This window comes from Pantoea sp. JZ2, assembly GCF_035191405.1.
GTDB lineage: Bacteria > Pseudomonadota > Gammaproteobacteria > Enterobacterales > Enterobacteriaceae > Pantoea > Pantoea stewartii.
In genome coordinates this window covers 936,545-948,348 of sequence record NZ_CP045247.1, presented here as the reverse complement: position 1 = coordinate 948,348, position 11,804 = coordinate 936,545, and the positions used below count along the sequence as shown (strand labels likewise).

The 11,804-nt window shown below is 55.2% G+C and carries 13 protein-coding genes; 12 read left to right on the top strand and 1 reads right to left on the bottom strand.

Features of this window, described 5'->3' with window-relative positions; genetic code table 11:
* Window positions 1–42 precede the first annotated feature (42 nt).
* From GC087_RS04705 to GC087_RS04665, 9 genes are all read left to right on the top strand, one after another.
* Window positions 43–639: a DUF2857 domain-containing protein gene (locus GC087_RS04705; protein WP_210446438.1), complete on the top strand. Its 597-nt coding sequence runs from the start codon at window positions 43–45 to the stop codon at window positions 637–639.
* A complete protein-coding gene (locus GC087_RS04700) occupies window positions 639–869 on the top strand; it encodes a ParE family toxin-like protein (protein WP_210446439.1) in 231 nt (76 codons plus the stop codon). The genes GC087_RS04705 and GC087_RS04700 overlap by 1 nt, the downstream gene beginning before the upstream one ends.
* Before the next feature lie 78 nt (window positions 870–947).
* A complete protein-coding gene (locus tag GC087_RS04695) occupies window positions 948–2,192 on the top strand; it encodes an STY4528 family pathogenicity island replication protein (RefSeq protein WP_324029818.1) in 1,245 nt (414 codons plus the stop codon).
* A gap of 489 nt (window positions 2,193–2,681) precedes the next feature.
* Window positions 2,682–3,407, top strand: coding sequence for a PFL_4669 family integrating conjugative element protein (locus GC087_RS04690; RefSeq protein WP_039338989.1), 726 nt, complete (start codon window positions 2,682–2,684; stop codon window positions 3,405–3,407).
* Between the two features lie 14 nt (window positions 3,408–3,421).
* Window positions 3,422–5,440, top strand: coding sequence for a DNA topoisomerase III (locus tag GC087_RS04685; protein ID WP_324029815.1), 2,019 nt, complete (start codon window positions 3,422–3,424; stop codon window positions 5,438–5,440).
* A 631-nt stretch (window positions 5,441–6,071) separates the two neighbouring features.
* Window positions 6,072–6,581 carry an STY4534 family ICE replication protein gene (locus tag GC087_RS04680; protein WP_194761733.1) on the top strand — a complete coding sequence of 170 codons (510 nt, stop codon included), beginning with the start codon at window positions 6,072–6,074 and terminating at the stop codon, window positions 6,579–6,581.
* 75 nt (window positions 6,582–6,656) lie between these two features.
* Window positions 6,657–7,211, top strand: coding sequence for a single-stranded DNA-binding protein (locus GC087_RS04675; protein ID WP_324029812.1), 555 nt, complete (start codon window positions 6,657–6,659; stop codon window positions 7,209–7,211).
* Between the two features lie 90 nt (window positions 7,212–7,301).
* Window positions 7,302–7,544, top strand: coding sequence for a DUF4160 domain-containing protein (locus GC087_RS04670; protein ID WP_324029810.1), 243 nt, complete (start codon window positions 7,302–7,304; stop codon window positions 7,542–7,544).
* A complete protein-coding gene (locus GC087_RS04665; protein WP_042678053.1) occupies window positions 7,528–7,776 on the top strand; it encodes a DUF2442 domain-containing protein in 249 nt (82 codons plus the stop codon). The genes GC087_RS04670 and GC087_RS04665 overlap by 17 nt, the downstream gene beginning before the upstream one ends.
* Window positions 7,777–7,874: 98 nt before the next feature.
* Here the strand turns inward: GC087_RS04665 and GC087_RS04660 are convergent, their stop codons facing one another.
* On the bottom strand, window positions 7,875–8,210 hold the full coding sequence (locus GC087_RS04660) for an FxLYD domain-containing protein (protein ID WP_324029808.1): 336 nt from the start codon (window positions 8,208–8,210) through the stop codon (window positions 7,875–7,877).
* Between the two features lie 169 nt (window positions 8,211–8,379).
* Here GC087_RS04660 and GC087_RS04655 point away from each other — a divergent pair, with 169 nt between their 5' ends.
* The 3 genes from GC087_RS04655 to GC087_RS04645 are packed head-to-tail and all read left to right on the top strand — an operon-like array spanning window position 8,380 to window position 11,804.
* On the top strand, window positions 8,380–9,675 hold the full coding sequence (locus GC087_RS04655) for a PFGI-1 class ICE element type IV pilus protein PilL2 (RefSeq protein ID WP_324029806.1): 1,296 nt from the start codon (window positions 8,380–8,382) through the stop codon (window positions 9,673–9,675).
* 1 nt (window position 9,676) lies between these two features.
* Window positions 9,677–10,120, top strand: coding sequence for a type IV pilus biogenesis protein PilM (pilM, locus tag GC087_RS04650; RefSeq protein WP_324029805.1), 444 nt, complete (start codon window positions 9,677–9,679; stop codon window positions 10,118–10,120).
* Window positions 10,121–10,130: 10 nt separating this feature from the next.
* Window positions 10,131–11,804: a PilN family type IVB pilus formation outer membrane protein gene (locus GC087_RS04645; protein ID WP_324029804.1), complete on the top strand. Its 1,674-nt coding sequence runs from the start codon at window positions 10,131–10,133 to the stop codon at window positions 11,802–11,804.

The window sequence follows — 11,804 nt, the reverse complement described above, 5'->3', positions numbered from 1 at the left end:
TGCAATACAGTTGACCAGCCAGGTCTGCCCGGGAGGTGGTCTGTGAACCAGCAAAATCTTTCCGGCGCGACAACCAGCATTCTGAACTCGCTGCTGATGGACATTAAAAGCGGCAACATACGTCGCTGTGAATCGATGGGCCTGTCCGTTGAAGAAATTCGTGCGCTCAGCGGACTCAGCCTCGACGAGCTGCACTACATAGGTCAGTCGAAGGTGTCCGTCCTGGACGTCACATTCAACCATGAGAACTTCTGGCTGATACTCAACCAGGCACGTAACGAGCAGGCCCGTATGCTGATGATCGACCGCGCCCTTGAGCTCGGCGGCTCTATGGAATTGATGGACAAATACTTTGGCATGTCACCCTCTGATGTGAGCAGCCGTCGCCGGCTGATGGGTATTGAGAGCCGCCAGGGCCGGACGCAGTCTCTGACCGAGGAGCAGGATGCGCTTCTGTGGAACGAGTGGAAAAACGCCGGTATTGAGTCGCCGGAATCACACAAGGCACTGGAGGCGATGATGCTGGCGGCTGAGCTTCACAGCCTGTCGCTGACCGCCGTGTGGACGAAGGTCTGCCAGTGGTGCCGTGAGGTATCAAAACGGATTCCCCCAGTACCTGCGCTGCGTAAGGAGGCCTGATGCGGTTAAGCGACTTTACACGGCGTCAGCAGGTTTCCCCGTCGGTTCGCCGCCGGTCTCAGCAACTGTTCCTTTCGGTCTGCAGCGGCAAAAAGGTATTCCGGCGGCTTGCCCGCAACGGCTACCTCAAGATTGATGTCGGTCCCTGCTGGCGTATTCTCAGCAAGGACGGAGGCCGGCAGTGGTGGCTGATGGATCATGAGACGTACAACCGTGAAATACGCAGGTAACGGACGACCAGCGATGACCAGACAGTGCCGGGTTAATCCCGGCACTGTGCTGTCTCAGGCAAAAAAGGGGAACAAAAAATGAACATACCCGCCGACAGCATCGTGGCGCATACCCTGTCCCGTATGGAAAAAAACCTTGAGCGCAGGGCAGTGAGCGGCGACGCCGGTCAGGAACGAAACGGCCTGCTGTTTATGGGCAACGTCCACGACGCGTTTCCCCGCCGTTTATTTCTCGACACGCGCCTGTCGCCGCTCGACAAAACTGCCTGGGTGATGATACGCCTTTATGCACAGCAGAATGAGGGCGCAGTATTTCCGACCTATGATGAACTGCAGGCACAGCTTGCCTCAGCACACTCAGACAAAGCCTCGCGTGAAACCGTGAGCCGTACGCTGCTAATGCTGCGGCTCACGGGCTGGATAAGCCTGTGCAAAAAGGTGCGCGACGAGGGCGGCCGGGTACGTGGCAACATCTATGCCCAGCACGATGAGCCGCTGGGCTACCGTGATGCAGAGACCTTCGACCCGGGCTGGCTGACGCTGGTTGAGCAGAGTTGCCAGAGTAAGAACAAATCCGTGCGCATGACGGCGCTGGCCATCGTTAACGATATTCTCCTGGACAAAAGTATGCGCCACCGTCACAGCCGCCTGGCGCTGATTGAAAGTCGCCTGAATGCTCCGTCAACGCCGATCGCCATGGTGCGGAAAAGCGGCTCGGCACTACCGGGTTCGAAAAACGAACTCAGTCAGAAAGCTTCTGAAAAATCCCCTTTAGCACTGAGTTCGGAATCCGAACTCAGTAATGTGCAGGGCCGAAAATCACTGAGTACGGAATCCGAACTCAGCCTGAAATCAGTAAGTTACAACAGAGTTCGAAAATCGAACCGTAACGTACGTCCTTTCACACACAGTGTGATTAAAGAAACGTACGTCCCTGACGCGCCGGTGCTGCCTGACAGCTTTCTGGCCATGCTGAGCAGTGAAGACAGCCAGATGGTCAGCGTGCAGTTCGGTGCGCTGCCGGTGCAGGTGGCTGACGCACTGAGCGGCCTGCTGCAGGAACAGCTGCGCAAAGGCCGCCTGGCGAATCCAGCCGGCTGGATGTTCGCCATGCTGAAACGCGCCAGACAGGGCGAATTCCGGCAGCCTGAAGCTACGGGCACACCCGCAGTCCGGAGTGGATCGGCACCTGTTAACGTTGCCGCAAACAGGCCTGCAGCGGTTGCCGCCTCATCTGTCACTGCTAGGGTGCTGCCTGAGAACCGGGCATCGGCTGAACAGGTCATCGCTGCCATTGCCGCTATCAAGAAGCAGTTCAGATAAGCGATTAAGTGTGTCTGCTCAGGAGTTTTGTTTGTTGCCAGTGGCAACAAGATTAAAAATTGAGCAACCCTGTTTGCCGGAACTTCCGATTTAACTATTGAAGTGTAGAACCCGTATAGGTACTGGTTAAAAACTGACCCTGTTGCCAGTGGCAACAAGATTAAAAAATAAGCAGCACTGTTTGCCGAAACTTCCGGTTTAACCATTGAAGTGCAGAACCCATATTGGTGTTGGTTAAAAACCGACCTTGTTGCCAGTGGCAACAAGATTAAAAAATAAGCAGAACCGTTTACCGGAACTTCCGATTTAACAACTGGAATACAGGCCCCGCATCGATACTGGTTAAAAATCAGCCTTGCTGCCACTGGCAGCAAGGCTGATAAATGAACAGGATAAATTGCGATCAGCTGATTATGAGTTTCACATTGTTGTAAAACCTTGGATTTCAGGAAGATGTCACCTCATCTTAACTGACGGCAGGTGACAACAATGGCTGATAAAACGGACAAACGGACGGGCGCATTGCAGTCCGAAATGACGATAGCGCTTCATACTAATTATGCAATTGGGCTCTGGCAGGGACGCAAACCTGAAAAGAATGAGTCTGATAAGCCCGGGCGGCACGGAATCATCGGTATGCCTCAGTTTTTCCAGAGAGCGGGCCAGATAAATCAGGATTCGCTCAGGAATAACCCTTGGGCAGATCAGGCGATGTTCCAGCTTGAAGAGAAAATAAGGTCTGCTTCTGAAGCCATGACTTCTCTGCTGGAACAGATAGATAAAGACATGAGTATGCTGCCTAAGGGTGTGTCGGTCAGCGACGTGGAATCAGCTGAGCCACTCGACATTAATGTCTTTACCAGGACCCCTCTGGGTTATCGCTGTGTATTCCTGCTCATGGGATTCGATCAGTTTGCCAAAAAGGTTTTGCAGGCATCACATTATGGTCTGATAACACGTTCTAAAAGAGACCAGTATCTGAGCGAAGGTGGCCGACTTTTACGACAGATTTACGGTACGGTACTTTCATACCGTCATGTTGACGCCACTCGTATCGATGCCGCTGAAGATAATGAAACCTGGCGAAAAGCCTGCGAAGCAGCTGGTGAACCCGACCGGGCCGTTCTGCTCGGTGACAAACGCTCGGCGTTCTCCCCGCCAGTTAATGAAGCCAGCGTGAACCTTCTGCGCCTGCGCTATAAAGCTGGCCAGTAAGCGGGGGGCCGGTGATGCGGTTATTCTTGTGCGAAAAACCCTCCCAGGGCCGCGATCTGGCCGGGGTACTGGGCGCGACCCGCCGGGGTGACGGTTTTATGACGGGTAACGGCGTTACGGTCACCTGGGCGGTCGGTCATCTGCTGGAGACCGCGCCCCCAGAGGTCTATGGCCAGCAGTACGGCAAGCCCTGGTCGCTGTCTGCGCTGCCAATCCTCCCTTCAGCGTGGCAGGTTGTCGTTAAAAAGGACACGCAGGATCAGTTCAAAGTCATTGAGAAACTGCTCAGGGTGGCAGATGAAGTGGTGATTGCCACCGACGCCGATCGCGAAGGTGAAGTCATCGCCCGCGAACTGCTGGACTACTGCGGCTGGGAGGGGAAAATACTGCGCCTGTGGTTCTCGGCCCTGGACGAGCTCAGCGTCCGGGCTGCTCTGAGCGACCTGCGTCCGGGACAGGCTTCGGTCGGGATGTACCATGCCGGGCTGGGTCGTTCACGCGCGGACTGGCTGGTCGGCATGAACCTGTCCCGGCTGTATACCCTCCGGGCAGCCGAAGCAGGTTTTGAGGGCGTGGTCTCAGTCGGTCGGGTACAGACGCCCACGCTGGCACTGGTTGTTCGTCGGGACCGTGAGATTGCCGCTTTCGTGCCGAAGCCCTACTGGCAGGTTAAGGCAACGCTCAGCGCCTCAGGTGTCAGTTTTCAGGCGTCATGGGTGCCGGCCGCCGTCTATGCGGATGAGGAAAAGCGCTGTGTTCACCAGAATATTGCTCAGCAGGTGGCGCAGCTCTGCCGTCAGGCGGGTGTCGCTACGGTGACGGAGTACGAAACAAAACGCGAGAAAGAGCCCGCCCCGCTGGCTTTTTCACTGGGAACGCTGCAGCGGGCCTGCGGCAAGATGTGGAATATGTCGCCACAGCAGGTGCTGGACACTGCTCAGAGCCTGTATGAAAAGCATAAGGCCACAACCTATCCCCGCACAGACTGCGGCTGGCTGCCGGAATCAATGCGGGAAGAAATCCCGGCCGTGTTTGATGCCATGGCGCGGACTGACCCCTCACCTGAGTTCGCATCCCTGCTTTCACAGCTGGACAGAGGATTTGTTTCCCGCATCTGGAACGATAAAAAAATCACGGCGCACCACGGCATTATCCCCACACGCAATGCCGTTCAGCTGTCCACCCTGACTGAGACTGAGCGTCAGGTTTACCTGCTTATCCGCCGCAACTACCTTGCCCAGTTCCTTTCACTCAGTGAATCGGACGCAACGCGTATTTCCTTTGATATCGGTGGCCAGCTGTTCCGCACGACTGGCCGCACTGAAGTCTTAAAGGGCTGGAAACTGCTGTTTACAAAGGATGAAGAGGATAAGAAAGTTAATGACGAAGAGAGCGCAGGAGCCCTTCCACCGCTCAGCAAAGGGTCACAGTGCGGCGTTACTGGCGCAGACGTTAAACAGCTGATGACCCAGCCGCCTGCGCACTACAGCTTTGACACGCTGATTGGTGCCATGATGAACGCCGCTGCTTATGTCACGGACCTTCAGCTGCGTAAAATCCTCAAAGAAAACGCCGGGCTCGGCACTGAAGCAACGCGGGCCGGCATCATCGAGCAACTGCTGAGCCGCCGTTTCATCACACTTAAAGGCAGCAAACTGCTGGCAACAGACCTGGGGGCGGACGTCATTGATGCCCTGCCACCGCAGTTGACCGACCCGGGTATGACTGCGCTGTGGGAGCAGGCGCTTGATGAAGTGGCTGCCGGCCGTATGAACCTGAACGACTTTCTGCAGCGTCAGACCGCCTGGACCTCGACGCTGGTCAGCCAGGGGATGCAGCAGCGCATCAGTATCCGGGTTCCGCCTTCGCCTCCGTGCCCGCTCTGCGGCAGCAAAACTGCCCTTCGCAGGAGCCCTAAAGGAGAATTCCGCAGTTGTACGCGTTACCCGGAATGCAAAGGCATCATCAGTCTGGATTCAGGCAGGCGTAAAAGCCCCGCCCGCGCTAAGTCGCCAAAAAAAAAAAAGAATTAACCCGTTTTATCCGATTGCGGGCGGGTAGCGCCTTTGTTATTGTGACGCCGGCTCTGAAGCCTCACCCCGTGACTGCGGGCTCCGTCAGCATCTAATGCATGTGTTGCCGGAGTACAGTCTGACCGCCCATGCACACACCTGAGCGTGAGACGGTAAGGCACGAAAACTCCGTGAAACCCGTGCCGGGCGCTGAACACGCCAGCGGAGCAACTGCCTCAGGCAGGTTAACAAAAGGTCGATGGTGCAGACCCCGATGGCGGTGCCGAGAGGTGCCGCTTTTTATTATCCGCGCACTGATGAATTTTTATACGCGGCCAGATTGACAAGCGCCGCGTGTACGTGAAAGATAAAGAGGCTAAACGTTGTCCTTCCGACAACTGCCAATGTTCCGGTGATTTGAGAGGAACGCCTTCGGGTAATCACATGCCAATGCCATCACAACCTGAGAGATGGCGCTTTCGGGCGGTTTAAACCTGTTTAACCTTTGCAAACAGGTGCCTTTTAAGGTCAAGGTCCACTTCACCAATACAGCCTGTCGGCAGTTATCTGCTGACCCCCTGCGGGAAACTCTCTCCCGCACGGGACTGATGTTTCTCCGCACCCTGTTTCGTTTTACTCCGGAGATAACATCATGACTGCAACTGCAAACACCCCTGCTTCAAACAACACTGCCTCTGCTGGCTCTGTCACTACCGGCAACAACCAGAAAGAGTATTTCAACCTCAACGTCAGTGGTATCGGTTACCTCAGTTCGATTCGTCGTCTTGAGGGGCAAAAAGGTGAATTTACCTGCGCCGTTATCAATGCCCTGACTGGTCCGACTGACAGTGCATCCTATACCCGCTTCGACATTACTGTATCGGGTAAAGAAGCGACCTCCCTCATCAACCGCTGCCAGAAAGCCGTTGATGAAGAGGAAAAAGTCCTGATTGGATTTGTCCTCAGTGGCCTGAAAGCCGATGTGTTTACCCTGCAAAGCGGTGAGCACGCCGGTGAATCACGTCCCTCCCTGAAGGCCCGCCTGATAAAGGTCGAGTTCATCAAAAAGGGACAGGACATTGTTTACAAGGCTCCTAACGCTTCCCAGACGCCAGAAACCGGTCCGGCCACTCAAAAGGCTTACGATCCGGAATCTTTCTAAGCGTCACGGACACACCGCCGGAACACATCCCGGCGGGTGTGTTCCTCTCAACCCCATTTCTAAGAGGAATTCATTATGTCCGCACGCGGCGTCAACAAAGTTATCCTGGTCGGTAATCTCGGTCAGGACCCCGAAGTTCGTTACATGCCAAACAGTAAAGCAGTAGCCAGCATTACAGTGGCCACTTCCGAAACCTGGCGTGACAAACAGACCGGTGAAAACCGGGAAATAACCGAATGGCATCGCGTCGTTCTGTTTGGAAAGCTGGCTGAAATAGCCGGTGAATACCTGCGTAAGGGTTCACAGATTTACATTGAAGGTCAGTTGAAAACCCGCAAATGGGAAGATAACGCAGGCGTTACGCGTTATACGACCGAAGTAATTGTGGGAATAAACGGAACGATGCAGATGCTGGGCGGGGCTAAAAACAGCACCAACACCAGTGGAAACAATAAGCCTTCAGGCCAGCAGAGCGCATGGGGCCAGCCACAACAGCCTCAGCCCTCTCAGGCACAACAGACGGCTCCGAGTAATCCGGCGAACGAGCCGCCAATGGACTTTGACGATGACATACCGTTCCTCGGACACGGTTACGGCGTCTGTCGTAAGGCCATTTACGCAATTTCGTAAAGGATTCATTAAGTTATACCCTCAGGAGCGCCAGTTTGACTGGCGCTTTTTTATTCACCATAATCGAGCCATGCACAGGGTAAAACGTTTATGCCCGTTATACTCAGAGTACGCGGATTCAAATTTTTCTTTTATTCAAACGAAGGTAACCCCCTCGAACCTGCTCATATTCATGTTCGCAGTGCAGAGGGTGAAGCTAAATTCTGGACGCAGGGTGAAGTCCGGCTGAGCATTAATGATGGATTTAATTCCAGAACGCTCAGAGAGTTAACAAAGCTGGTTAAAGATAACCAGACGCTTTTTGTGGAGGCCTGGAATGACTATTTCAGCTAAAACGGTAAAGTTCGACGAAAGCACCATGTGGGTTGAGCTGAGCGATGGCAGAACGATGGGAGTGCCACTTGTGTGGTTTCCAAAACTTCTCAACGCATCAGAACATGACAGAAACGACTTTGAGCTGAGTAAGCGAGGCATTCACTGGGATACACTGGATGAAGATATTTCAGTGGATGGTCTGCTGGCTGGTCGTGGAGACGTTACTCACAGTCCTCACCATGTTGCATGATGATTCAGAAACTAAAACGCCAGCTCATGCTGGCGTTTTTTTACAACTGACAGAAGCTGCCTTTAGCGTGTCACATTAGAACTAAAAACAAAATTATTTTAATGAGCGTCGATTTGCGTGACTTTGAAGTCATCAGGCTTGAATTTAGCACTGACGAATGGAGCGGTGATTGTAAATTTTTGGTTAGGCTCAATGTTGTTTGCCCCACTGATAGCCTCACCGATTACTACACCGTCTTTTAGAAGATTGAAGTGAACAAAAATATTTGCCAGATTCTTGCCGGAAACATTCTTTCCGATTCCATCGATCTCATAAACACCGCCTGAAGTCTGATTAAGCTTTAGGTCACTTACGTCCACCTTATTTCCCTCAGCATTAACATGGCCTGCCGCCAGAGAGGCAAAAAATAATGCTGAGACAAGTAATTTCTTCATAAAAAATCCTTCTTAAATTTGAGTTAGACACTAATCGGTCGCATTGCTAATACTTTATCGGCTGCCTTCTTTTTTTTCTTTAATACTCAGACAGAGTTTCACATTGCCCGTATTTACACCACAGCCAGAATAGCAGTCCTGATTAAGACTATTCCTGGGGTGGAACCTGATGGCAGTACCTTCCGGACAGGCCGCTAAACGTGCCGGCATCATTGCCTGTACTGTGATGCTGGCAGGCTGTGTGAATGCAGCCGCGACAGACACCGCATCGGTGTATTCCCGCAGCCGCACACCGGCCCGGTTTGATGATATCTACCGCAACCGCTCGCCTGAGGTGGTGCGCTACGATCGCTATACCCTTGTCAGCACCCGCCCTGCCGATGCGCAACTGGACCCGCTGAATCAGGTTGTCGATATCACTATGCCGGCACAGCTGGTCAGCACGGTCGGCGAGGGATTCAGGTATCTGCTCCTGGAATCAGGTTATTCACTGTGTTCAGCAACGAGCGCTGCGTTTTCCGAACTCCTGAGCCGCCCGCTGCCCGCCGTTCAGCGCACCATCGGCCCGCTGAAGCTCAGCGAAGCGCTTCAGGTTGTCGCGGGTCCCGCCTGGCGTCTGAAAGTGGACGAAGTAAACCGTGAGGTCTGCTTCGAGCTCCGTGACCAGTACCGCAGTTTTTCAGCGCCGGCTGCCAGCCTTCCGGCCATTCGCCCTGCGGTCAGCGGCCCGGTTACCAGGCCATACGTAGCTCCGGTTGTGCAGGCTAAATCCGTATCAGTTCCGACACCTGCATCCGGGCTTGCCAGAAACCCTTTCACCGGCGATGTGGTCACGCCCTCAGGGCTTAAACCGCAGAGCCTCAGCGTTCCCTCGCCGGTACTGCAGCAGAGTCAGTCGTCAGTAACCTCAGGCAGTTTACCGGCCTCTTCACAGAAGCCGGCCTCTTTAGCTTCAGCGGGAACCGCAGCTGCTGCGCACACCACCGCGCAACAGAATCACGTCGTCATTACGCCGGCAGCCGTCAAAACCAAAACTGCCCCCCTGACTACAGTGAATGCCACGCCGAAATCGTCTGCAGTCGTGCATCAGCAGCCGTCCACGGCTGTCACACCGGCACCCGCTGCGGACAGCCGCATCGTACCCACTTACTCGACGGGTACACCGGTAACGCCGCCTGCAACGGGCCAGACCTGGCGGGCTGAGCCGGGCACCACGCTTAAAGAAGCGCTCACCGCCTGGACGGCAAAAGCGCCCTGCGCCAATGGCGGCAACTGGGTCCTGATCTGGCCCGTTGCGCTTGATTACCGCATCGATGCCCCCCTGGTATTTCACGGCAATTTCGAGTCGGTTCTGGTGCAGGTGTTTGACCTGTACCGCCACGCTGAAAAGCCGTTGTTTGCCGAAGCAAACCGCATTCAGTGCCTGGTGTCCGTCAGCGACACCCCCACGCCCGGAGGGCGCTGAAATGGGTTTTGCCCTGCCGGTTATTGCGCTGGCCATGTTCTTCTGGCTGATGGCCAGTGACGCCCAGCGCCGTAATTCTGACGTTGTCACGCAGTCAGTGACCGTGGCCGCGCCCGCCCGGCTTGCCACCGACATGCTGCGTACGGCTGATGCGGTGAACGACTGGCGGCATGGCCGCTCAGTGGGTGACGGCCCCGTTTCGCCGGCGGCGACCGGCATGATGCCGCCCCCTGATGCACGGATTCAGAGCGTCATCCAGAACGGCAGGCTGTGGGTCTGGGTCGCTGACACGCCGGGGGTTTATGCCGCGCTCCGTAATCAGTCGACATCCTCTGCGCTGGCGCTGACCGTTTCCGGGGGCCGGCTGCGTATGTATGACGGCACCGACATGAATCTTTCCCTTCCGTCCGGCGTGACGGAGGGGAGCATTGTTTACCTTAACTGAGGAGCAGCAGATGTCGCGCACCCCATTAAAACTGATGCTGCTGGCCGCTGCGGTGATGTTGTCTTCGTGCTCAGTCAGAGACGTCTCAACCATCGAAAAAGAGAATAATGCGCAGGCTGACACAACCCAGCGTGTGCTGAAGAGTCGCCAGGAGATTACTCAGCCGGCTGTGGTGTGGTCTGATAAGCCATGGGTCAATCTCAGACCGATACAGCCTGTGATATCGGCACCTGACGGCGTAAAACTGCCGCCCTGTCCGGTATTTCTGAATAACCCTGAAGGGCTGACGCTGCCGCAGATAGCGAGCCGCATTAATGCCATCTGTGGATTCCGTGTTTACATCTCGCCGGAGGTGTCCGCAGCGCTGCTGCAGACGCCGGGTGGCGGCTTCGTCACTTCCCAGATGAATGGCCGCCTTCCTGCGCCGGACGACAATGGTCGCGTTCCGCTGGCACAGATGGGAATGTCAGCGCAGCCAGCGGCCATGTCGTCGTCTGAACCTCTTCTCTTCCAGGGAACACGCTTTCAGGGCGATGCGCAGGAGGCGCTTAACATCGCGGCGAGCACGCTGGGTCTGTCCGTAAGGCGCTCAGCAGGCCGCGTAGATTTTTATATTCAGGACACGCGCACCTTCCAGCTCGCCATCCTCAATACCAAAGTCAACAGCACCGCATCGATAACGTCCGGTGCAGGTACACAACTGGGTTCAGAAGGCGGCACCGGCGGCACTAAAGGCGAGGTGAGTTCGAATCAGAAAACGGACTACGGCATGAACAGTGACCTGTACAACGATATCCGCAAAACTGTTGAGCAGATCCTGACGCCGAAAAGCGGTCGCTACTGGCTGTCCGACGCCACGGGCACGCTCAGCGTGACTGACACTCCGGAGGTGCTGGACCGGGTCGGTCGCTACATCGATTACCAGAATAAAGTTCTGAGCCGGCAGGTCCAGCTTAACGTGCAGATTGTCCGGGTTACCCAGACCAGTAATGTCGACAGAGGCCTGGACTGGGGCCTTATTGTGAAAAGCGTTACCGGCTTTGGCGCAACACTTGGCAGCACATTTGCCGGCGCACCAACCAATGCCGGCAGCGCCGGTATTTCCATCCTGGATACAGCAAGCGGCGGTGCAGCGAAGTTTTCCGGTTCGCAGTTGATGCTGAAGGCACTGGCTCAGCAGGGCACTGTCACCATGGCTCTTAACCAGACCGACCCGACCGCCAACCTGACACCGGTGGCCTACCAGCTTTCAAAAAGCACCGGACTGCTGAACAGTTCTACCTCGACGGCCGTTGCCAACGTGGGCGTCACGTCAACCCAGACCGTCTCAAGTATCACAACCGGCCTCTTTATGACCATGCTTCCGTTCGTTCAGGAAAACGGGGATATTCAGCTGCAGTTCGCCTTCAGCTATACCACCCCGCCTGACGTAACACAATTTATCAGTAAGGACGGCAATACCCGTAACGACGTGGCCAACACGGCAACCGAAGGGCTTGCCCGTAAGGTCAACCTGCGAGCCGGCCAGACGCTGGTGCTGACCGGTTCTGAACAGCAGAACGCCTCTTCCAATAAACAGGGAACGTTCACGCCTGACAACTTTATCCTGGGCGGCGGTCAGAGCGGTGCGAAAAGCCGCTCCACGCTCGTCATTATGGTTACGCCGGTTTTGCTGGGGCAATAA

Excerpts from the sequence above, each read along its gene's own strand:
- GC087_RS04700 (WP_210446439.1), top strand. The coding sequence starts at position 639 with ATGCGGTTAAGCGACTTTACACGGCGTCAGCAGGTTTCCCCGTCGGTT.
- GC087_RS04695 (WP_324029818.1), top strand. The coding sequence starts at position 948 with ATGAACATACCCGCCGACAGCATCGTGGCGCATACCCTGTCCCGTATG.
- GC087_RS04690 (WP_039338989.1), top strand. The coding sequence starts at position 2,682 with ATGGCTGATAAAACGGACAAACGGACGGGCGCATTGCAGTCCGAAATG.
- GC087_RS04685 (WP_324029815.1), top strand. The coding sequence starts at position 3,422 with ATGCGGTTATTCTTGTGCGAAAAACCCTCCCAGGGCCGCGATCTGGCC.
- GC087_RS04680 (WP_194761733.1), top strand. The coding sequence starts at position 6,072 with ATGACTGCAACTGCAAACACCCCTGCTTCAAACAACACTGCCTCTGCT.
- GC087_RS04675 (WP_324029812.1), top strand. The coding sequence starts at position 6,657 with ATGTCCGCACGCGGCGTCAACAAAGTTATCCTGGTCGGTAATCTCGGT.
- GC087_RS04670 (WP_324029810.1), top strand. The coding sequence starts at position 7,302 with ATGCCCGTTATACTCAGAGTACGCGGATTCAAATTTTTCTTTTATTCA.
- GC087_RS04665 (WP_042678053.1), top strand. The coding sequence starts at position 7,528 with ATGACTATTTCAGCTAAAACGGTAAAGTTCGACGAAAGCACCATGTGG.
- GC087_RS04660 (WP_324029808.1), bottom strand. The coding sequence starts at position 8,210 with ATGAAGAAATTACTTGTCTCAGCATTATTTTTTGCCTCTCTGGCGGCA.
- GC087_RS04655 (WP_324029806.1), top strand. The coding sequence starts at position 8,380 with ATGGCAGTACCTTCCGGACAGGCCGCTAAACGTGCCGGCATCATTGCC.
- pilM (WP_324029805.1), top strand. The coding sequence starts at position 9,677 with ATGGGTTTTGCCCTGCCGGTTATTGCGCTGGCCATGTTCTTCTGGCTG.
- GC087_RS04645 (WP_324029804.1), top strand. The coding sequence starts at position 10,131 with ATGTCGCGCACCCCATTAAAACTGATGCTGCTGGCCGCTGCGGTGATG.